We start from the raw sequence: 21,685 nt of genomic DNA on the forward strand, positions 1-21,685 counted from the left end.
TTGCGTAAATATAATTATTAAAAGAAAGAAAATTTTATTTTCCATGATATTTTTATAATATTCATTGTAAAATTTTTGAGGTAAAAATTGAAATTAGATATAGTTGTTTTTGCTGCTCATCCGGATGATGCTGAATTATCAATGGGCGGAACAATTGCCAAATTAACCAATGTTGGATTTAAAATTGGAATTGTTGATTTAACCGGCGGTGAACTTGGAACGAGAGGCTCAAAACTAATTCGTAAAATAGAATCTCAAAATGCTGATAAAATTTTAAATATAACCGTTAGAGATAATTTAAATATTAAAGACGGTCATATTTTTGTTGATAAAGAAAATACATTGAAAATAATTAAAGCAATTAGAAAATATCAACCAAAAATAATTTTTGCACCATATTTTAAAGATCGTCATCCCGATCATATTGAAGCAAGTAAATTGATAAAACGTGCAATGTTTTTTGCTGGATTACCGAAAATTAAAACTTCACTTAATTCAAAATTGCAAAATGCATTCAGACCTAAGAGAATTTTTTATTTTATGCAGACTTACGAATTTCAGCCATCATTTATTGTTGATATTTCAGAAACGTTTGAAACAAAAATGAAAGCGGTATTTGCTTATCAGACGCAATTTTACAATGAAAAATCAAAGGAACCGGAAACTTTTATAAGCACTCCGGAATTTATAAATTTTTTGGAAGCGCGTGCAAAAACATTTGGTTTTAAAATTGGCAAAAAATATGGTGAAGCCTTTTATTCAGAAGAATTAATTGAATTAGATTTAATAAATATTTTAAAGGGTTAATAATGAAATTGGGATTGATTGGAACCGGTTTGATGGGGAAACCAATTGCTCAAAAATTGCTTGAAGCAAAATATGAATTGAACGTTTTTAACAGAACAAAAAGTAAAACAGATTCACTTATTCAATTAGGTGCAAAAACATTTTCTGATATTCGTGAATTCGTGACTGATACAGATGTAATAATTTTGATGCTTTCAAATTATGATGCAATTGATGAAGTTTTATTCGCAAGCAACATTGGAAATTTTGAAAACAAAACTGTAATTCAAATGAGCACTATTGCTCCATCGGAAAGTATTGAGTTATATAAACGCATCACAAAATTAAGAGGAGAATATTTTGAAGCTCCCGTTCTTGGAAGCATTCAGCAAATTTTAAATTGTGAACTTATTGTATTAGTTGGATCTGACAAGTCTCAATTCACTAAGTATCAAAATTTATTTAAATCTTTTAGCAATAAGATTTTGCACATTGATGAAGTTGGACAAGCTGCATCGATGAAGCTGGCATTGAATCAATTAATAATTTCTGAAACGGTAGCTTTCTCAATTAGTTTGGGATTTGTAAGAGAAAATAATTTAGATATCGAAATGTTTATGGATATCCTTAGGAGCAGTGTGCTTTATGCCCCAACTTTCGATAAAAAACTAACAAACTACGTAAACAGAAATTTTAATAATCCAAATTTTCCGGTTAAACATTTACTTAAAGATTTAGATTTAATGTTGAACTCATTTGCCGAAAAAAATATAAATACAGATTCATTAAAATCGATTAGGAAAATTTTAATTGATTCAATTCAAAAAGGTAATGCTGATAAAGATTATTCAGCGTTGTATAATTCAGTTCATCCTTTGAAATAATTCATGAAAGTTCAATTACTAAAATGTTGATTAGTAAAAATGATTTAATAATGTAATAATTTTCTCAGACTTTATTCATTTAGAAAATTTCGTATTATTCTATCTAGCTGATCAAACTCAATTAGAAAAGCATCATGACCATGAATTGAATAAATTTCAGAGTATTTTGCATTAGGTATTTTATATTGTATTTCCTTTTGCTCTTCAACGGGATAAAGAATATCCGAGTCGATTCCTACGCACATTGTTTTAGATATTATCGAAGAAAGTGCTTTATCAATTCCGCCTCTTCCTTTTCCAACATCATGTAAATCCATTGCATTACTTAAATAAAGATATGTATTTGCATCAAATCGTTTAGTAAGTTTTTCACCTTGATAATTCAAATAACTTTCTATTTCAAAAATGTTTTCCTTCTCATTATAAGTTCTATCAAATTTTTTGTTAAAAGAATTGTAACTTCTATAACTAATCATTGCAATTTTTCGTGCGAGACTAATTCCCTTTTCCGGTTGAATTTTATAATTACCATTTTCCCAATCGGGATCATTAATAATTGCATTTCTAGATGCCTCGTTTAATCCAATTGCCCAAGCTGAATGGGCTGAAGAAGTAGCAATCGGCATAATTTTATTTATTAATTTTGGATACATAATTGCCCATTCCAATACTTGCATTCCTCCTAAAGAACCACCAACAATTAATTCTATTTTTGAGATGCCAAGTTTATCAAGTAATTCTTTTTGAACTTTAATCATATCCCTAACGGTAATTTGAGGAAAATTCATACCATAAGATTGATTTGTATTTTGATTTAAACTTGTTGGTCCGGTGGTTCCGTAACAGCTTCCAAGAATATTTGGACAAATTACAAAATATTTATCTGTGTCGAGTGCTTTGCCTTTTCCAATTAATTGCGACCACCAACCTTCTTTGCTTAAAAACATTTTGTTATATGAATTTAATCTTTCATGCGATTCAGAATTTTTAATTTCTAGATCATCAACAATTCCGGCAGCATGCGAATTCCCGGTTAGTGCATGATTTACAATAATCACATTATTTTTTTCTGAATTTAATTCTCCATAAGATTGATATGCAACATTTACAGAATTTAACTTTTCTCCACAATCTAAATGAAGAGGATTTAATTGGGAAAAGAAATTTTCAAATTTTGTATTAGCAATCATTTCCTCTCCAAAAATATTTCATAAATAATTCTATAATTTTTATACGAAATATATATTATTTTCCATTTAGAGCTTGTTCAAAATCATTTATAATATCATCGATATGTTCAATTCCGACCGATACTCTAATAGCTTCCGGTGTAACTCCGGATGATTTTTGTTCTTCATCAGAAAGTTGTTGATGAGTTGTTGATGCCGGATGAATAACAAGTGTTTTTGCATCACCAACATTTGCTAATAAACTTGAAAGTTTAACTTTATTGATGAATTTCTTTCCAGCCTCTAATCCGCCCTTAATTCCGAATGACAGAATTGATCCGTAAAATCCTTGTCGCAAATATTTCTTTGCATTTTCATGTGATGGATAATCTTTAAAACCCGGATACCAAACCCATTCAACTTCTTTATGATTTTTCAACCAATTTGCCAAAGTTAACGCATTGCTATTATGTCTTTCAACTCTGAGCGATAAAGTTTCCAAGCCTTGCAAAAATAAAAATGAATTAAACGGACTTAAGCACGGACCCAAATCCCGTAAGCCTTCAACTCTTGCTCTAATAATAAATGCAATATTTCCAAATTGAGAACCTTTCCCAAAAACTTCATTAAAATTTAATCCATGATATCCGGGTGATGGTTCTGTAAACAAAGGAAATTTTCCATTGCCCCAATCAAAGTTTCCGGAATCAACAATTACTCCCCCAATTGAAGTTCCATGTCCGCCAATCCATTTTGTTGCTGAAGCTACAACAATATCAGCACCATAATCTATTGGACGAACTAAATATCCAGCCGCTCCAAAAGTATTATCAACAATTAACGGAATTCCATTTCGATGTGCAACATCTGCAATTTTTTCAAAATCCGGAATATTTAATTTTGGGTTTCCAATTGATTCAATATAAATCGCTTTTGTTTTTTCATCTATTAATTTTTCAAAATTCTCCGGTTCATCGCCATCAACAAATTTTACATTTATACCAAGTCTTGGCAGAGTTACTTTAAATAAATTATAAGTTCCCCCATAAAGAAAACTCGTAGAAACAATATTATCACCAGCTTGAGCAATATTTGTAATTGTCAAATGCTCAGCAGCTTGTCCCGATGAAGTAGCAAGCGCAGCTATTCCACCTTCTAAAGCTGCAACTCTTTTTTCAAATACATCAGAAGTTGGATTCATAATTCTTGTATAAATATTTCCAAATTGTTTTAGAGCGAAAAGATTTGCCGCATGTTCAGAATCATTAAATGTATAAGATGTTGTTTGGTAAATAGGTACAGCTCTTGAATTTGTTGCGGAATCTGGTTCTTGTCCCGCATGTAACTGTAAAGTTTCATATTTATATGTGCTCATTTTATTCTCCTTTGTTAGAATGATTTGTTAATTATTTTCTTAATCTTAATCTTATTCTTAATCATAATCTCAAAAAATTATATTATAAAATTGATTAAAAATAAGATTAAGATTATGATCAAGAAAAACATCTGGGCAAAAAAAAACCTCCTAAGGAAAGATTCCAAAGGAGGTTTAAAATTCCGATATTTATCTTTCCCCAATAAATTAGGGCAGGATTTGGCACCTTTCATTTCTGACGGTTGCCAAGGCTTCACAGGGCCTGATCCCTCTGCCTTTCTTGATAAAACAATTTTCAAAAGAACAAATATTTTTATTGAGGGTGAAGATATTAAAATCTAGTTCTCAATGCAAGTAATATTTTAGCTTCGTAAAATTTCTTTTAAAACATCGTATTTTGATGAAACTTTAATTGTACTTCCATTTTTATTCAAACACTTTAAAAGTTTTTCAGGTACATCAGGACTAAAACTTAAATTATTTTCAAAAACATTTAAGAATTTTGCCGGATGTGCAGTTTCTAACACAACGCAAAAAATATTTTCATTAACTTCATTTTTATATTGATCAAAAGCTAAACATCCAACTGCACCATGCGGATCAATAATATAATTATTATCATCGTGCAATTCTTGAATTTTATTTAATGTTTCCCCATCACTAAAACTTTTTGAGAAAATAATATCCGAAATTAATGAGTGATTATTTTTATATAAATCCAAAATCCTTACAAAATTACTTGGATCGCCAACATCCATTGCATTTGATAAAGTTTCAATTGATGATTGCGGATTAAAATTTCCATCTTTTACATACTTTGTAAAAACATCATTTTTATTTGTTGCTGCAATAAATTTTGAAATTGGCAAACCCATTTCTTTTGCAAAAAGTCCGGCAGTTAAATTTCCTAAATTTCCGCTAGGAACTGAATATACAATTTTCTGATTTTTATTTTTAATTTGCTTGAAACTTTCAAAATAGTAAAATGATTGCGGAATTAATCTTCCAATATTTATTGAGTTTGCAGAACTTAAATTAATTTTGTTTTTTAATTCATCATCCACAAATGCTGTTTTAACCAAGCGCTGACAATCATCAAAAGTTCCCTCAACCTCAATTGCGGTAATGTTATTTCCTAAAGTTGTAATTTGTTTTTCTTGTATTTTACTAATTTTTCCGCTGGGAAATAAAACTAAAACTTTTATCCCATCAACATTTAAAAAACCATTTGCAACAGCGCTTCCCGTATCACCCGATGTGGCAACAAGAATTGTAATTTTTTTATTCATTCCTTTGAGAAAATATTCCATTGTTCTTGCCATAAATCGTGCGCCAAAATCTTTAAATGCTAAGGTTGGTCCATGGAATAATTCTAATATTGATAAGTTTTCATTTAAACTAACTAAAGGTGCTTCGAACGAAATCGAATTTTCAATTATTGATTGTAAGTCATTTTCCGAAATTTCATCTTCGACAAAATTTTTAGCAATTTCAAATGATATTTCTTGTAAACTAAATTTAGTAAGATTTGATATGAAATTTTTTGATAACGGATTTATACTTTCCGGCATGAACAATCCCTTATCATTTGCCAAACCTTGAAGAATTGCTTCTCTAAAATTTACTTTATTGTTTTTATTATTTGTGCTGTAGTATTGCATTTATAATATTTTTTAAGAATCCTTTATTTACGGTTGATCAAAACATTGCTGGATGTTGAGTTCTCCGAATTAAATTCAGAAATTATCGAAACATCAGCAATACTCAGCAACCTATATTTTCCAACAGAAAAGATTAAATTATTTTTGGTCCTTGAGGATTTATTTTGGAAATATAAAGTGTTGATTTAATTCCAATTTTATTAACAACATTTTTCATAGCTGAGCCAATTTTTTTTGCATCTATTTCGGATTTCGAAAATGCAAATATTGATGGTCCGCTTCCGGAAATTGAACACCCGTAAGCTCCGGCTTTCAATGCAGCATTTTTAATTTCATAAAAATTTGGAATTAATGAAGCTCTCGCCGGTTCAGAAATTTCATCTTCAATTGATTTTCCGATTTTATTTAAATCATTTTCATACAATCCTGAAACCAAAGTTCCGATATTTCCAAAATGTTTGCGAGCTTTTTTTAACGGAATATTTTTCTTAATTAATTTTCTTGCTTGCTTTGTTTCAATTACGATTTGAGAATATAAAACTGTGCAAAATAAATTTTGAGGAACGGGAAGTTTAATAGAATCAATGGGATTATAATCTCTAATTAAAACAAATCCACCAAATAAAGATGGCGCAACATTATCCGCATGAATTGCTCCGCTTGCAATTGATTCACCTTTTACTGCAAAATTTAGAACATCTGCTTCGGGAAAATAATTATCCAATAATTTATTCATTCCGTAAACAGCCGCAACCGAACTTGCCGCACTTGAGCCAAGTCCGCTACCAATAGGCATTTTCTTATGTATCTCAACATCAACGCCAATATTTTTATCTGGAAAATTTTTTAATAATTCTAAAATTCCAACCGTAGCAGTATTTTTTTCAATTTCATACGGAAGTACTCCGCCGTCTCCGGTAATTTTATTTATTTTAACAATTCCATCATTTCTTAAATTTAGACTTACAATATCACCGGGTTTTTCTATTGCAAAACCGATAGTATCAAATCCACATCCAACATTTGAAATTGTTGCCGGAGCAAAAACTTTTATTTTTTTATTCATCAATAATTCCGTTTAAATATCCTTGAGCTTTCATCAATTCAGCTATTAACAAAGTGCCGCCGGCTGCTCCGCGGATTGTATTGTGAGAAAGTACTGCAAACTTATAATCAAAAATTTCGCATTCTCTTAAACGACCAACAGCAGCAGCCATGCCGTTTTCCAAATTTCTGTTTAATCTTGGCTGAGGCAAATGATTTTCTTCAAAATAATAAATTGGAATTTTGGGAGCTGAAGGTAAATTTAAATTTTGCGGAAGCGATTTAAAATTTTTCCAAACATTTAAAATTTCTTCTTTTGTTGGTTTCTTAGAAAATTTTATTTGAACATTTTCCAAATGTCCATCAATTACAGAAACACGATTGCACTGAGCACTAATTTTAATTTCTGCATTTTGAATTAAACCATTTAAAAACTTTCCCAAAATTTTATTTGGCTCAGTTTTCATTTTTTCTTCTTCACCGCTTATGTATGGAATTACGTTATCGATAATATCCATACTTGGAACGCCGGGATAACCGCCACCCGAAACAGCTTGCATTGTTACAACATTTATGGTTTCAATTCCAAAAGCATCATGCAAAGGTTTTAATGCTAAAACCATTCCAATAGTTGAGCAATTTGGATTTGTAACAATTGCTCCGATTTTATTTTTAATTAATTCTAAATGCTCGGGATTTACTTCCGGAATTAACAACGGAACATCATTATCAAATCTATGATTTCTGGAATTTGAAATAACGAAGTAACCAGTGTTCGCAAAATCAGTTTCAATTTCTCCCGCAACCGAAGAATCCAATGCGCTGAAAACCAATTTGGATTTTAAATTTGGCACACAATTTTTTACTTCAAGATTTCCAATTTCCTCTTTTAGAATATTTGGCATAACCCATTTTGTTGCATCTTTATATTTTTTCCCGGCTGATTTTTCTGATGCTGCAAGTTCCGTAATTTCAAACCAAGGATGATTTGACAAAAGCTCAATAAATTTTTGTCCTACACTTCCCGTAGCGCCTAAAATTGCGACTGGAATTTTCTTCATTTTTTAACCTAAGTAATTTGTGATTCTTAAAATGTCTGCAAAGATTCCCGAAGCCGTAAAATTAGCTCCGGCGCCTCTTCCTCTTATAATTAACGGCTGTTCAAAATAATTTTGAGATGTAATTGAAACGATATTATCATTTCCTTTTAGATTGTAAAAAGGATGTGAACTATCAACTTCCAAAAGTTTTACGGTTGATTTGTTATTTTCAAATTTTGCAATGTATCTTAAAACAGAATTATTTTTTTGCGCAAGAATTTTTCTTTCTTCAAAAACATTATCTGCACTTTCCAAAATTTTGAAGAAGTTTTCAATGGATTTTACATTTCTTGCTTTTTGCGGAACAAGGTTTTCAACTTCAATATCTTTTAGTTCCAAATCAATTCCGATTTCACGAATCATAATTAAAAGTTTGCGAGCAACATCCAATCCATTTAAATCATCTCTTGGATCCGGCTCAGTGTAGCCATTTTCCATTGCCGATTTTACAATTTGAGAAAATTTTGTATCGCCCAAAAATGAATTAAATAAATAACTCAATGTTCCGGAAAGTATTCCTTCAATTTTTATAATTTTATCACCGCTGTTTACTAATTCTTTTAAAGTTGATATTATTGGCAAACCAGCACCGACATTTGTACTATAAAGAAATTTAACATTTTTCTTTTGTGATGTTTGTCGTAACTTTTTGTAAAATTCTAAGTCTTTTGTATTTGCAATTTTATTTGGAGTCGTAATTGAAATATTTGATTTCAAAATTTCTTCGTAAAAAGGAATTGCGGTTTCATTTGCTGTGCAATCGACAAATATCGAATTTGCCAAATTTAAATTCTGCATTTCCGAAACAAACTTTTTTATATCAGATTTACTTTTTGATTTTTCTAATGATTCAATCCAATTTTCTGCATCAATTCCATTTTTATCAAAATACATTTTTTTACTATTTGCAATTCCAACAACTCTAATTTCAATTGATCTATCGTTTTTAAGAAAATCTTTTTTTCCAATTAGGTATTTTAGAAAAGCTTTTCCAACCAAACCAATTCCGACTAAGAAAATATTGTAAACTTTTCTTTCCGCAAGAAATAAAGAATCGTGAAGTACGTTTAGCGCTTTGGAAATATCTTCATTTTTAATTACGCAAGAAATATTCAACTCGGATGAACCTTGCGCAATTGCTATAATGTTAACTCCATTTTTGCCCAATGCATTAAAAACTTTTCCGGAAATCCCCGGAGTGTGCCGCATATCTTCGCCAACAACTGCAATTATTGAAAGATTTTTTTCGGCATTAATTTCTCTAACTCTTCCATCAAAAATTTCCAAACGCAGAGCTTTTTCAATTGCAGTTTTCGCCTTTATTCCATCATCTGGAAGAACCGCAATACAAATACTTAATCCGGAAGAACCTTGAGTTAACAAAAGTGTTTTCACTTTTTCTTCTGCTAAAGCATCAAAAATTCTTGCTGTAATTCCTTCGTTGCCGAAAAGCCCGCTTCCGCTTACTCGAATTAAAGTAATATTATCAACCGAAGAAATTCCTTTTGCACTGAATTTTATTTTCGGCTGTTTTTCTAAAATTATAGTTCCTTTAAAACTTGGATTAAAAGTATTTCTAATTCTGATTTTTATATTATTATCAAAAGCCGGCTGCATTGTTGGAGGATAAATTACTTTTGCACCAAAATACGACATTTCCATTGCTTCTTGATAAGTTACAGCTTTAAGCGGAATTGCTTCTTTTACTTTTCGCGGATCGGCGGTTAAAATTCCGTTTACGTCTGTCCAAATTTCAATTTCTTCGGCTTTTAATGCTGCGCCAATTATTGATGCTGTAAAATCAGATCCGCCCCTTCCTAAAGTTGTAATTTCTCCGGTTTCGTTTGAGCCAATAAATCCGGTAACAATCTGCATTATTTGATGAGATTTAAAATATTTTACAATATTGGAATTTGTCGATTCATAATTAACGTGAGCATTCCCAAAGTTGCTATCTGTTTTTATAATTTTTGTTGAATTTAAATATTCGCAATCAATTTTTTTACTTTTTATTGCTTCGGCAATTATAAAATTTGAAAGTCTTTCACCGTAACTTAAAATATTATCTAAAATTCTTGGGGTAAGTTCACGTAATAAATACAAACCTTTTAGAATATCGCTAAGTTCATCAAAATGATCTGTAATATGTTTTTGAGCGGAACTTTTTTTTGCATGATTTACTAAAACATCGAAAGCTTCAAGATGTTTTAAACGCAATGATTGAAATAATCCTAAATACGAATCATCACGTTTTAAGGCTTTGTTACTTAAATCAATTAATTGATCCGTAACTCCGCCAAAAGCAGAAAACACAACGGCAATTTTTACATTTTGCGAATTGTAATCTTCAATTATTTTAATTACTTGGGAAATTCGTTCTGCATTGCCAACCGAAGTTCCGCCAAATTTTAGTACTTTCATAATTTTGCATAAATTTTCATAAACGAACGGTTATAATATAAATTAACAAACTTAAGAACAATAATTTAATTTTCATTTTGATGCAAAAATTGAGTTTCTATGAATAATTATAACTTTGAATTTGTTCAATATTCCAAAAAATTTATAGACTTTGTTAAAATCCGTTTAATCGATTTCTAACAATTTTTACTATATTTATGTTTTGTATAAAATGATAAATTATAAATCTTGCTGAAACTTATTCAAAGTTAAAATTGTAGAAAATGTCAATTCTTAAAATAATTTGAGGAAATTTATTTTGGAGATCACAGAATTAAACGAAAAAATCAATAAAGAAAGTGAATTTATTGATGTTCTTTTAGCTGAAATTGGAAAAGTTATTGTCGGTCAAAAAGAAATGGTTGAGCGATTAGTAATCGGACTTCTTGGAAACGGACATATTTTATTAGAAGGTGTTCCGGGTTTAGCAAAAACTTTAGCGATAAATTCATTAGCCAGCGCAATGGATGCAAAATTTCAGAGAATTCAGTTTACTCCCGATTTACTTCCCGCTGATTTAATTGGAACGATGATTTTCAATCAGAAAGAGGGAAATTTTTCAATCAAAAAAGGTCCAATTTTTTCAAACTTTATTCTTGCCGATGAAATAAATAGAGCTCCCGCAAAAGTTCAAAGTGCTTTGCTTGAAGCAATGCAAGAACGACAAGTTACAATCGGGCAAAATACTTTTAAACTTCAAGAACCTTTTTTAGTTTTGGCAACGCAAAATCCAATTGAGCAAGAAGGAACTTATCCTTTGCCGGAAGCTCAAGTTGATAGATTTATGTTGAAAGTTAAAATAACTTATCCAACGCGTGATGAAGAAATGAAAATTCTTCATAGAAATGTTGGATCAAAACCGGCAGCAATAAATCCAATAATAAAAATCGAAAACATTCTTAAAGCCAGAAATTTAATTCATGATATTTATGTTGATGAAAAAATTGAGAAATATATTCTAGATATTGTTTTTGCAACAAGAAAACCCAATGATTACGGATTAACAAAATTAGCCGATTTAATTAGTTACGGAGCTTCACCAAGAGCAACATTAAATTTAGCATTAGGTGCAAGAGCAAACGCATTCTTAAAACGCAGAGGTTATGTTGTTCCGGAAGATGTAAGATCAATATGTATGGATGTTTTGAGACATAGAATTGCCGTAACTTACGAAGCAGAAGCTGAAGAAATAACATCGGAAAATATTATTGAAGAAATTTTAAATAAAGTTGAAGTTCCGTAGTAGAAAATGCTGACAAAAGAAATTTTAAAACAAGTTCGCCAAATTGAAATTAAAACCCGCGGCGTTGTAAATGAAGTTTTTTCCGGAGAATACCATTCCGTATTTAAAGGAAGAGGAATGGAATTTTCCGAGGTTCGCGAATATCAATTTGGTGATGATATTAGAAGTATTGATTGGAACGTTAGTGCGCGTTTTGGACATCCATACATAAAAATATTTGAAGAGGAACGTGAACTAACTTTAATGTTATTGGTTGATTTAAGTGGTTCGTTGGTTTTTGGAAGTGTTGATAAAACAAAACAGCAAATTGCCGCAGAGTTAACAGCTATTCTTGCTTTTTCCGCTTTGAAAAATAATGATAAAGTTGGCTTAATACTTTTTACCGATGAAATTGAAAAATTCGTTCCGCCAAAAAAAGGTAAAAGTCACATTTTAAGAATTGTTAGAGAAATTCTTTCATTTGAACCTCAAGGAAATAAAACAAATATTAAAGGTGCTTTGGAATATTTTAATCATTCAATAAAAAAGAAAACAATTGCGTTTTTAATTTCGGATTTTATTGATAAAGATTATGATAACATTTTGAAAATCATAAGCAAAAAACACGATTTGATTAGTATTATTCTTGAAGATCCGAGAGAATTAAATTTGCTGGAAGCTGGCTTAATAAAATTCAGAGATTCAGAAACCGAAGAAATCAGATATTTGGATACGAGCAGTAAAAAAGTTCAAGAGCATTTTAAAAATAAAATGAAAGCAAGAAAGGAATTTCAAAATAACCTTTTCTTAAAAAGCAGAGTTGATACAATTCCAATTAACATTTCTACATCTTATGTAAAACCACTTATTGATTTTTTTAAATTGCGTGAGAAAAGATGGTAAAGATTTTTAGGATTTTACTTTTATACATTTTATTTTTTTCAATAAATAATTTTGCACAAACAATAAATGTTTCTGCATCAACGGATACTTCAGATTATCTTATTGGCGATTATATATATTTTAAAATTACAGTTGAATTTGGCGAAGGAATTAGAATTGCTCCGCCAAAATTAACAGATCAGCTTGCGCCTTTGGAAGTTATAAAATCACTTCCGGCAACTCAAGAAGAAGACAAAAATGTTCAAACATTTAATTATATACTTTCCGGTTATGATTCATCGGCAGTTACAATTCCGCCAATTCCAATAACATATTTTTCCGGAAATAACACAGAACCTCAAATAATAAATTCAAATGAAGTTCAAATTTTTATTCACACTTTAGAAGTAAATCCCGCCGGAGAAATTAAAGATGTAAAAGCTCCTATCAGAATTCCATTTGATTGGCTGTTTTGGTCAATTGTAATTTTGATTTTATTATTGCTTGCTGCAGTTGGATATTTCCTTTATAGAAAGTACAGAAAATCAAAAGAAGAAGTTAGAGAAATTAGAAGAGTTCCGGCTTTGCCATTGCATATTTTAACACTTCAAAAATTAGATAAGTTAAAAGAAAAAAAATTGTGGCAGCAAGGTTTAGTAAAAGAATTTCATTCGGAAATTACAGAAATTATTAGAAGATATTTTGAAGATAGATATAATTTTAATTCGTTAGAAATGACAACTTCTCAAACAGTTCAAATTTTAAATCGAGTTATGGATAACCAAAAAATGATTGAAACTTCGCAAAGTTTTTTGGAAAATGCCGATATGGTAAAATTTGCAAAATTTGTCCCGCTTCCTTCAGTAAACGATGAAATGATGAATCAAGCTTATGATATTGTACAAAAGACAAAGAAAGAAGAAGATTTTCAAATGGGAGTAAGCCGTGTTCAATAATATTATTTTTGCTTATCCATATTTGCTTTATCTTCTTGCAATAATTCCGTTAATTTTATTTTGGTATTGGAAGCAAAACAGAAAAAGATCGGCGGCAATTACTTATTCTAATTTAGAAATTTTTGGTGATCTAAATAAAACTATAAAAGAACGATTGCGACATTTGCCAATGCTGATGAGATTAATTGGACTTTCACTTTTAATTGTTGCGCTTGCACGACCTCAAACTTTTTCATCCGGCGAAAATGTTTATACCGAAGGAATTGATATTACAATGCTTTTGGATATTTCCGGAAGTATGCTTGCGGAAGATTTTAAACCAAATAGATTAGATGCAGCAAAAAATGTAATTGATGAATTTGTTGCCGGAAGAACAACGGATAAAATTGGTCTTGTAATTTTTGCAAGTGAAAGTTTCACTCAATGTCCGCTCACAATTGATTATCCGGTTTTACGCGGATTGTTAAAAGATATAAAAAGCGGAATGATTGAAGACGGAACTGCAATCGGAACTGCTATTGCAAACGGTGTTAATCGTTTAAAAGACAGTGAAGCAAAAAGTAAAATTATGATTTTGCTGACTGACGGCGTAAACAACAGCGGAGAAATTGATCCAATTACTGCCGCACAAATTGCAAAGAAATTTGGAATTAGAGTTTACACAGTCGGCGTTGGAACAATGGGAGAAGCACCTTATCCGTTTCAAACTCCATTTGGAAAAAGATATCAAATGGTTCCGGTAGAAATTGATGAAAATGTTTTGGGTGAAGTTTCCAAAATTACCGACGGAAAATATTTTAGAGCAACCAACAATAAAAAACTTGAAGAAATATATAAAGTAATTGATACTCTTGAAAAAACAAGAATAGAAGTTACAAGTTATAGAAAAGCCAAAGAACTTTTTTACAGCTGGTTAGGATTTGGTTTGTTATTTATTTTAGCTGAATTATTAATTTCAAAACTTTACTTAAAAAAATTACCATAAAATTATGTTTAGATTTGCACATAGCGAATATCTTTACGCATTATATTTAATACCAATTTTAATTGCATTGGTTTGGTATGTAATTAAAAATCAAAATAAATTACTTGATAAATTTGCAAGTGCAAAACTTCATAAAATACTTTTTCCTCTTAGAAGTAAATTCAAAATAATTTTAAAAAATGGATTGATAATTCTTTCGATAATTTTATTGATTTTTGCTTTAGCAAATCCGCAAATAGGTTCTAAGATTGAAGAAGTTAAACAAGTTGGAATAGATGTTTACATTCTTTTAGATGTTTCGTTAAGCATGAAAGCCGAAGATATTAAACCAAGCCGATTGGAAAAAGCCAAACACGATATTGCAAAATTAATTCAAAAATTAAAAGGTGATAGAATTGGATTAATTGTTTTTTCAGGAAAAGCATTTATTCAATTTCCGTTAACAACAGATTATTCTGCAGCAAATTTATTTCTTTCAGCAGTAAGTGTAAACTCAGTTCCTCAGCCGGGAACTGCAATTGGTCCGGCTTTAAAACTTGCACTAAATTCTTTTAAGAAAGATGAAGAAACTCAAAAAGCAATTGTTGTAATTACCGATGGCGAGGATCATGAAGGTGAATTAGAAACTCCAATTGAAGAAGCAAATAATTCCAATATTAAAATTTATGCAATAGGATTAGGTTCGCCGCAAGGTGCGCCAATTCCGATTTACAATAATAACGGCGCTCAAGTCGGATATAAAAAAGATGGTTCCGGAAATGTAGTTTTAACTAAACTTGATGAAACAACGCTCCAAGAAATTACAAGTAAAGCAAATGGAAAATATTATCAAGGTTCAAATACGGACGATGAATTAGGAATGATTTACGATGATCTTGCAAGTTTGGAAGGCTCCGAATATGGTGCAACAAAAATTACTGAGTATGAAGATAGATATTATTATTTTTTAATTCCGGCTTTATTAATTCTTATTGCGGAAATTTTTATTAAAGAAAAAAAATCTAAGTTATTTGCAAAATTTGAAAAACAAGCTGAAGCAGTTCAAAAATGAAAATTAAACATTTTTTTATATTAGGAATTAGTTTAAGTATTTCAACAATTTTTGCTCAATCAACGCGAGGATTAGTGAATGACGGAGTTGATGCTTATGAAGAAAATAAATTTGCCGATGCAGAAACAAACTTCAAAAAAGGTATTGAATCAAATGTAGAAAGTTTTGAATCACGTTTTAACTTGGGTGATGCAATTTATAAACAAGGGCGTTTTGAAGAATCCATAGAAGAATTTAAAAATTCATTTGCGCTCGCAAAAACTGATGAAGATAAAGCTAAAATTTTTCATAACATCGGTAATTCTTTGTTGAAAGCTAAAAAGTTGAAAGAAAGTATTGGTGCGTATCGAGAATCTTTAAAACTCAATCCAAATGATTTGGAAACGAAATACAATCTTTCTTATGCAATTAAACAAATGCAAAACCAGAAGAATAATCAGCAAAATCAAAATGATCAAAATCAAGATCAGCAGAATAAAGATCAACAGCAAAACCAAGATCAGCAGGATCAAAATAAGGATCAACAAGATCAGAAAAAAAATGAAGATCAGAAAAAAGAAGAGCAGCAAAATCAACAGCAAAAACCAGAACCGAAAGATGAGATTTCGAAAGATGAGGCTCAGAGAATTTTAGATGCATTAAAAAATAACGAAGCTGAATTACAGAAAAAAATGAGAGAGCAGAAAGTTAAAAAGTCGAATGTTGAAAAAGACTGGTAATAAATGATTATGAAAAATTTAAAATTTTTACCATTAATATTGATTTTTATAACAGTCAATTTATTTGCACAAGAATTTGCAGTTAGTGTTGATAAATCAACTGTGGGACAAAATGAAAGATTCCAAATTTATTTTATTTTTGAAAACGGTGATCTTAATAAATTAGCCAGTTTCAAAACTCCAAGTTTTAAAGGATTGAAAATTTTAAGCGGTCCTAATGAATCGAGAAGTATGCAGATTATTAACGGTCAAGTTTCCGGATCTTTAACTTATTCTTTTATTGCCGTTGCTTCGGATATTGGGACTTCCGAAATTGGTTCGGCTTCAATTGTTTATGCCGGAACAACTTTAAATACAAATCCAATTTCTATAAATGTTGTAAAAGGAAATTCTACAAGTCAAAATGTTGATAAGCAATTAGGTACAAGCAAAGCCGAACTTGATAAAAATGTTTTCATCCGCGCAATTCCAAATAAAACAAATGTAAAGCAAGGCGAGCAAGTTACTGTCTCTTATAAACTTTATACAAAATTAAATATTTCTTCTCCGCAAATTTCAAAACTTCCAACTTATAACGGATTTTGGACCGAAGATTTAGAAACCTCGAACAATATTCAGTTTGAAATTGAAATGTACAACGGAGAAAGATATAGAGCGGCGGTAATTAAAAAGGCTGCACTATTTCCAACAAAAAGTGGGAAATTAATTCTTACTCCATTTGAATTAAAAGTTCCCGTTATCGTAAAAAGTAAAAGAAGCAGAAATGATATTTTTGATGATTTTTTTAATGATTCATTTTTTGGCAGAACCGAAACAATTGAACATCTTGCAAAATCAAACAGTATTACTGTAAATGTTGAACCTTTACCGGATAATGCGCCAAACTCATTTTCGGGAGCAGTTGGCAAATTTGATTTTGATGTAGAATTAGATAAAACTTCTGTTGATTTGAATGAAGCAATTACCGTAAAAGCAAAAATTTCGGGAACCGGAAATATTGCACTTTTAAAATTACCGGAGATAAATTTTCCAGCCGGATTTGAAAAATATGAACCAAAAACGAGCGAGAAAATTTTTAGATCAAATTTGGTTTCCGGAAGAAAGGATATAGAATTTTTAATTGTTCCAAGAATTCCAGGCGTAAAAGAAATTCAACCTTTAGAATTTACATATTTCGATTTGGATAAAAATGAATATGTTACTTTGCAATCTTCTCCTTTTACTGTAAATATTAAAGAAGGAACCGGCGCAAATTCACAAATCGCAACGGGCTATTCAAAAGAAGATGTAAAACTTTTAAATGAAGACATAAGATATATTGTAACATCATCTTCGGATTTTATTAAAAAAGAAGAAATTGCAAAAATAAGTTTTCTGTTTTGGATTGGTTTAATTTTGCCTTTGGGAATTTTAGTCGGATTAATATTTTTCAATAATCAGCAAAATAAATTAGCCGGAAATTACTCTTTAATGCGTTATCAAAAAGCTGTAAAAAATGCAAAACTTAAACTTAAAGACGCAAATTTATCATTAGAGAAAAATGATTTAGGCGGATATTATAATAATTTATCTTCGGCATTATTTGGATATTTAGGTGATAAATTAGGAATTCAGCAAGCTGAATTTACTTTAGATAGAGCAATCGATAAGTTAAGAAATTTTAATTTGGATGATGATTTTATAAATCATCTAAAGAAAATTTCTGAGAAATGTGAGTTTGCCAGATTTGCGCCAAATGCCGTTGGAAGTGATAACGATAAATCTTTATATAAAGGTGTTGAGGAAATTATCGAAAAATTAGAAAGTTCTGTCTCAACCAAAAAATAACTATAAATATGAAAAATTTACTATCCGCAATTATTTTATTCATTTGGGTTTCAATTATTTACGCGCAAGATTTAGAAACAATTATGAAAAACGGAAATGATTTTTACCAAAACAAGCAATACAACGAAGCAATCACAAGTTATGAATCAATTTTAAAACAAGGTTACATTAGCGGAGAATTGTTTTACAATTTAGGAAATTCTTATTTTAGAATTGGTCATTTGGGCAAATCAATTTTATATTTTGAAAAAACGTTAAAAATTTCTCCATCGAACGAAGATGCCGCATATAACTTAAAAATTGCAAACTCAAGAACAGTTGATAAAATTCAAGAAATTCCGCCTATATTTTTCGTTCATTGGTGGAATATTTTACTCTCTCAATTTACTTCAACAACTTGGCAGATAATTATTTTTATTTTTTATTTACTTTTATTAATCTGCATTGGAATTTTCTTTTTGGTTAGAAATCTTCAGCTTCAAAAATTTGCGTTAATTTTTGGAACTTTAAGCACTTTTTTGCTGATTATTTCAATAATTTTATTCATTTCCAGTATAAATCGTGAAGTAACAAACAACAACGGAATTTTATTACAATCCGTAATTTCCGCAAAAATTTCACCGGATATTCAAGCAAACGATGCTTTTGTAATTCACGAAGGAATAAAGTTTGAGATTGAAGATAAAGTTGGAAATTGGACGAAAATTAAACTTTCCGATGGAAAAGTAGGCTGGCTGCCAAATCAAAGTTTCGAAGAGATATAAAAAAAGGATCTTCTAAATTTTAGAAAGATCCTTTGTAAAAATTTTCCAAAAGGAGTTAATTTGTTACATCTGCAAAATTAAGAAGCCTTTTGATACTCTTTAGTTAACCAGCTGCGTGATTGTAAATAATATTTTTTAATTTCTGATTCCTCAAATTCTAATGCCCAAATTACATCCGGGTTAACTTGCGAAATGATTTCTTCATCAGAATTGTTAAATTTAATTCTATGATAATAAATATTTCCTTGAGGAGTTCTGTATAAGTTATGGTTTAATTTATTGCTTCCTCTATTATCAATTGTCCAATCAAATTTTTCTGCTTCGTAAATCATTTTTGGCTCCTTTTAAGTATTCCATTTTGATATTTGTCTTTATTATCCAACTATAATGCCAATATCAAAAAGTGGAAAATTAGCTCAATAATGAACTTTTTCACTAAAATTAAATCGTCTTAAAATGAATATTTTAAAATTTGTGTTTCAATTTGAATCACATTGGAATTTCCAAAATATTGATTTTCAAAATTGAACAATTTAATTCTTGTTGCGTCAAAAAAAGTGCAAATTAGGAATACTATGAAAATTTTATACACTCTTATTTTTGTTACAATTTTTGTTAAAAATATAAATGCACAAAATTCCGAAAAGGAATTGAATCTTAATTTTATTGATAAAGAAATTTTAATAGATGGATTTATCGATGATTCTTGGAACAAAGCTGATTCCGTATCTGATTTTATACAATTCCAACCTTATAATGCAGTTGAACCAAAACGTAAGACAATTTCCAAAGTTTTAACAAATGAAAGCTCAATTTATTGTTTAATGATTAATTATGATGAAATTGGAAATATTGAAAGTAACACCGGAAAATTAGATGAATTTACCGGAGATATAGTATCTTTTATGATTGATACATTTGGCGATAAGAGGACCGCTTATAAATTTGCAGTTTCAGCAAGCGGAGTTAGAAGTGATTGCAGATTATTAGATGATGCCCGAAACAGAGATTATAATTGGGATGGAATTTGGTTTGCTGATGCAAAAATCTATAATTGGGGATATGTAGTTGAGATGGAAATTCCATATAAATCAATTCAGTATGGAAAATCCTTAAATATATGGGGTTTGGATTTTGATAGATGGCGACCAATTGATACGGAAGATATTTATTGGTGTAAATATGAAGAAAATGAAGGTCAGCGTGTTTCAAAATTTGGCAACTTAAATCTTAACGGTTTCATACCAAAAGTTGATGGTTTGAATTTAGAAATTTATCCGGTTGGAATTTCTAAAGCAACTTTTACAAAAAATGAAAAGTATGATGTTGATTTAAACGCCGGAATTGATATCTTTTATAATCCTTCTCAAGCATTAACATTTCAACTTACTGCAAATCCGGATTTTGCACAAATTGAAGCTGATCCGTTTGATTTTAATATTTCGAGATACGAATCATATTTTGAAGAAAAGAGACCATTTTTCACAGAAGGAAACGAGGTTTTTTCTCCTTCCGGAAGACAAAGAAACACCGGATTTTACCGACCTCTTGAACTTTTTTATTCGCGAAGAATTGGAAAACTTTTACCGGATGGAACAGAAGTTCCGCTTCAAGTCGGAACTCGCGCATTTGGTAGATATGATGATATAGAATATGGAGGATTTTTTGCATTAACCGGAAAAACCGATTATAATAATGACGGTGAAAATTTAACCGAAGAAAGCGCAATATTCGGTTCAGCAAGAATTAAAAAACAAATTTTTGAAAATTCCTCAATTGGATTATTATTCGTAGGAAAACATTTTAATAATGAAGATCATGGAGTTTTAGATTTAGACGGCGCATTTAGAGGATCAAATTGGCAATTAGCTTATCAATTGGCAAGGTCTTTCAAAAATAATGAAGGAGATTATGCAGCTTCTTCGGGTTATACGCAATTTATGGATAATTGGATGCATCTTTTTAGAAGCAGATATATAGGAAATGAATTTGATATTGATGAAATTGGATATGTACCTTGGCGCGGAACTTCTAATTCGGTAGCACTAACTGGTCCAAGATGGCAATTTGATGAAGGTCCGATTAGAGCAATTCTTTTATATTTTGGCGGATATTTAAATTGGGAAAAATTCGATAATTATACAGATTACGGCGGTGTTCTTGGTTATAATATGAACTTCAGAAATAATTGGGGTTTTGAAATAAATTTAGATGCGGGAAAATCAAAAGATCAAAATATTTATTACTCATCTTATAGTGCAAATTTAAGTTCTTGGTTTAATATTTCTCCTAAATGGTCTGCAAATTTTTATGGGGGTTATTCAAATACATATAATTTTGCTAGAGAATTTCTTGCATTTTATTCATGGGCGGGAACTAATTTTAGCTGGAATGTAATAAGTATTTTAAATTTGGGAACTTCGTTTGATCTATTTATCGAAGGAAATCCGCAAAATGAAATTGAAGATATTACATTGAATGCAAGACCATATTTTTCTCTAACACCAATAAATGATTTAAATATCAAAATGTACATAGATAATGTTTTTGTAAAATCTTCAGATAAATTAGAACAGATAATTTTAGGATTTTTATTCGCTTATAATTTTTCTCCCAAAAGCTGGATTTACTTAGCATTAAATGAAGTTCAAGATAGAAGCGATCAATATGATTTAAACAATAATTTACTTGATAGAAAATTGCACGTAAAAAATAGAGCCGGAGTTTTTAAGATAAAATATTTATATTACTTTTAGTTTTTATTCCCCCAAGTGAATATTTGTATAAGTTGTTTATAAGT

At 30.1% G+C, this 21,685-nt stretch carries 18 protein-coding genes and 1 riboswitch; of the genes, 11 read left to right on the plus strand and 7 right to left on the minus strand.

What is annotated here, in order from left to right; all coding sequences use genetic code 11:
* The first annotated feature begins 87 nt into the window (after window positions 1-87).
* Complete coding sequence (gene bshB1, locus IPH62_03540) at window positions 88-807, plus strand: bacillithiol biosynthesis deacetylase BshB1 (protein ID MBK7104337.1); 720 nt, start codon at window positions 88-90, stop codon at window positions 805-807.
* 2 nt (window positions 808-809) lie between these two features.
* Window positions 810-1,670 (plus strand): NAD(P)-dependent oxidoreductase, encoded by an 861-nt coding sequence (locus tag IPH62_03545; protein ID MBK7104338.1) that lies wholly within the window; start codon window positions 810-812, stop codon window positions 1,668-1,670.
* 71 nt (window positions 1,671-1,741) lie between these two features.
* Here IPH62_03545 and metX read toward each other — a convergent pair whose 3' ends face one another.
* From metX to thrA, 6 genes are all read right to left on the minus strand, one after another.
* Window positions 1,742-2,860: a homoserine O-acetyltransferase gene (metX, locus tag IPH62_03550; GenBank protein MBK7104339.1), complete on the minus strand. Its 1,119-nt coding sequence runs from the start codon at window positions 2,858-2,860 to the stop codon at window positions 1,742-1,744.
* A gap of 55 nt (window positions 2,861-2,915) precedes the next feature.
* Window positions 2,916-4,214, minus strand: coding sequence for an O-acetylhomoserine aminocarboxypropyltransferase/cysteine synthase (locus IPH62_03555; GenBank protein MBK7104340.1), 1,299 nt, complete (start codon window positions 4,212-4,214; stop codon window positions 2,916-2,918).
* 186 nt (window positions 4,215-4,400) lie between these two features.
* Window positions 4,401-4,504: riboswitch (SAM riboswitch) on the minus strand.
* 72 nt (window positions 4,505-4,576) lie between these two features.
* A complete protein-coding gene (thrC, locus tag IPH62_03560) occupies window positions 4,577-5,875 on the minus strand; it encodes a threonine synthase (protein MBK7104341.1) in 1,299 nt (432 codons plus the stop codon).
* 133 nt (window positions 5,876-6,008) lie between these two features.
* Window positions 6,009-6,941 carry a homoserine kinase gene (locus IPH62_03565; protein ID MBK7104342.1) on the minus strand — a complete coding sequence of 311 codons (933 nt, stop codon included), beginning with the start codon at window positions 6,939-6,941 and terminating at the stop codon, window positions 6,009-6,011.
* A complete protein-coding gene (gene asd / locus IPH62_03570; protein ID MBK7104343.1) occupies window positions 6,934-7,980 on the minus strand; it encodes an aspartate-semialdehyde dehydrogenase in 1,047 nt (348 codons plus the stop codon). The genes IPH62_03565 and asd overlap by 8 nt, the downstream gene beginning before the upstream one ends.
* A 3-nt stretch (window positions 7,981-7,983) precedes the next feature.
* On the minus strand, window positions 7,984-10,440 hold the full coding sequence (gene thrA, locus IPH62_03575; protein MBK7104344.1) for a bifunctional aspartate kinase/homoserine dehydrogenase I: 2,457 nt from the start codon (window positions 10,438-10,440) through the stop codon (window positions 7,984-7,986).
* A gap of 298 nt (window positions 10,441-10,738) precedes the next feature.
* Between thrA and IPH62_03580 the strand changes: the two genes are divergently transcribed.
* The 8 genes from IPH62_03580 to IPH62_03615 are packed head-to-tail and all read left to right on the plus strand — an operon-like array spanning window position 10,739 to window position 18,885.
* On the plus strand, window positions 10,739-11,722 hold the full coding sequence (locus IPH62_03580; protein ID MBK7104345.1) for a MoxR family ATPase: 984 nt from the start codon (window positions 10,739-10,741) through the stop codon (window positions 11,720-11,722).
* Window positions 11,723-11,728: 6 nt separating this feature from the next.
* Window positions 11,729-12,604, plus strand: a complete 876-nt coding sequence (locus tag IPH62_03585; GenBank protein ID MBK7104346.1) for a DUF58 domain-containing protein — start codon at window positions 11,729-11,731, stop codon at window positions 12,602-12,604.
* Window positions 12,598-13,539 (plus strand): hypothetical protein, encoded by a 942-nt coding sequence (locus IPH62_03590; protein MBK7104347.1) that lies wholly within the window; start codon window positions 12,598-12,600, stop codon window positions 13,537-13,539. The genes IPH62_03585 and IPH62_03590 overlap by 7 nt, the downstream gene beginning before the upstream one ends.
* Window positions 13,529-14,524 carry a VWA domain-containing protein gene (locus IPH62_03595; GenBank protein ID MBK7104348.1) on the plus strand — a complete coding sequence of 332 codons (996 nt, stop codon included), beginning with the start codon at window positions 13,529-13,531 and terminating at the stop codon, window positions 14,522-14,524. Before IPH62_03590 ends, IPH62_03595 begins: the two co-directional genes overlap by 11 nt.
* Window positions 14,525-14,528: 4 nt before the next feature.
* Window positions 14,529-15,575: a VWA domain-containing protein gene (locus IPH62_03600; GenBank protein MBK7104349.1), complete on the plus strand. Its 1,047-nt coding sequence runs from the start codon at window positions 14,529-14,531 to the stop codon at window positions 15,573-15,575.
* The gene (locus tag IPH62_03605) at window positions 15,572-16,294 is read left to right on the plus strand and encodes a tetratricopeptide repeat protein (protein MBK7104350.1); all 723 of its coding nucleotides are present in this window, start codon (window positions 15,572-15,574) and stop codon (window positions 16,292-16,294) included. Before IPH62_03600 ends, IPH62_03605 begins: the two co-directional genes overlap by 4 nt.
* A gap of 9 nt (window positions 16,295-16,303) precedes the next feature.
* Window positions 16,304-18,121 (plus strand): protein BatD, encoded by a 1,818-nt coding sequence (locus IPH62_03610; GenBank protein ID MBK7104351.1) that lies wholly within the window; start codon window positions 16,304-16,306, stop codon window positions 18,119-18,121.
* Between the two features lie 8 nt (window positions 18,122-18,129).
* Window positions 18,130-18,885 carry a tetratricopeptide repeat protein gene (locus tag IPH62_03615; protein MBK7104352.1) on the plus strand — a complete coding sequence of 252 codons (756 nt, stop codon included), beginning with the start codon at window positions 18,130-18,132 and terminating at the stop codon, window positions 18,883-18,885.
* 77 nt (window positions 18,886-18,962) lie between these two features.
* Here the strand turns inward: IPH62_03615 and IPH62_03620 are convergent, their stop codons facing one another.
* Window positions 18,963-19,217: a hypothetical protein gene (locus IPH62_03620; protein MBK7104353.1), complete on the minus strand. Its 255-nt coding sequence runs from the start codon at window positions 19,215-19,217 to the stop codon at window positions 18,963-18,965.
* A gap of 243 nt (window positions 19,218-19,460) precedes the next feature.
* Between IPH62_03620 and IPH62_03625 the strand changes: the two genes are divergently transcribed.
* Window positions 19,461-21,641, plus strand: a complete 2,181-nt coding sequence (locus IPH62_03625) for a carbohydrate binding family 9 domain-containing protein (GenBank protein MBK7104354.1) — start codon at window positions 19,461-19,463, stop codon at window positions 21,639-21,641.
* Window positions 21,642-21,685 lie beyond the last annotated feature (44 nt).

This window comes from Ignavibacteriota bacterium, from assembly GCA_016708125.1.
Lineage (GTDB): Bacteria > Bacteroidota > Ignavibacteria > Ignavibacteriales > Melioribacteraceae.

Excerpts from the sequence above, each read along its gene's own strand:
- IPH62_03565 (MBK7104342.1), bottom strand. The coding sequence starts at position 6,941 with ATGAATAAAAAAATAAAAGTTTTTGCTCCGGCAACAATTTCAAATGTT.
- asd (MBK7104343.1), bottom strand. The coding sequence starts at position 7,980 with ATGAAGAAAATTCCAGTCGCAATTTTAGGCGCTACGGGAAGTGTAGGA.
- thrC (MBK7104341.1), bottom strand. The coding sequence starts at position 5,875 with ATGCAATACTACAGCACAAATAATAAAAACAATAAAGTAAATTTTAGA.
- metX (MBK7104339.1), bottom strand. The coding sequence starts at position 2,860 with ATGATTGCTAATACAAAATTTGAAAATTTCTTTTCCCAATTAAATCCT.
- IPH62_03585 (MBK7104346.1), top strand. The coding sequence starts at position 11,729 with ATGCTGACAAAAGAAATTTTAAAACAAGTTCGCCAAATTGAAATTAAA.
- IPH62_03545 (MBK7104338.1), top strand. The coding sequence starts at position 810 with ATGAAATTGGGATTGATTGGAACCGGTTTGATGGGGAAACCAATTGCT.
- IPH62_03600 (MBK7104349.1), top strand. The coding sequence starts at position 14,529 with ATGTTTAGATTTGCACATAGCGAATATCTTTACGCATTATATTTAATA.
- IPH62_03615 (MBK7104352.1), top strand. The coding sequence starts at position 18,130 with ATGAAAAATTTACTATCCGCAATTATTTTATTCATTTGGGTTTCAATT.
- thrA (MBK7104344.1), bottom strand. The coding sequence starts at position 10,440 with ATGAAAGTACTAAAATTTGGCGGAACTTCGGTTGGCAATGCAGAACGA.
- IPH62_03605 (MBK7104350.1), top strand. The coding sequence starts at position 15,572 with ATGAAAATTAAACATTTTTTTATATTAGGAATTAGTTTAAGTATTTCA.
- IPH62_03590 (MBK7104347.1), top strand. The coding sequence starts at position 12,598 with ATGGTAAAGATTTTTAGGATTTTACTTTTATACATTTTATTTTTTTCA.
- IPH62_03610 (MBK7104351.1), top strand. The coding sequence starts at position 16,304 with ATGAAAAATTTAAAATTTTTACCATTAATATTGATTTTTATAACAGTC.
- IPH62_03620 (MBK7104353.1), bottom strand. The coding sequence starts at position 19,217 with ATGATTTACGAAGCAGAAAAATTTGATTGGACAATTGATAATAGAGGA.
- IPH62_03625 (MBK7104354.1), top strand. The coding sequence starts at position 19,461 with ATGAAAATTTTATACACTCTTATTTTTGTTACAATTTTTGTTAAAAAT.
- IPH62_03555 (MBK7104340.1), bottom strand. The coding sequence starts at position 4,214 with ATGAGCACATATAAATATGAAACTTTACAGTTACATGCGGGACAAGAA.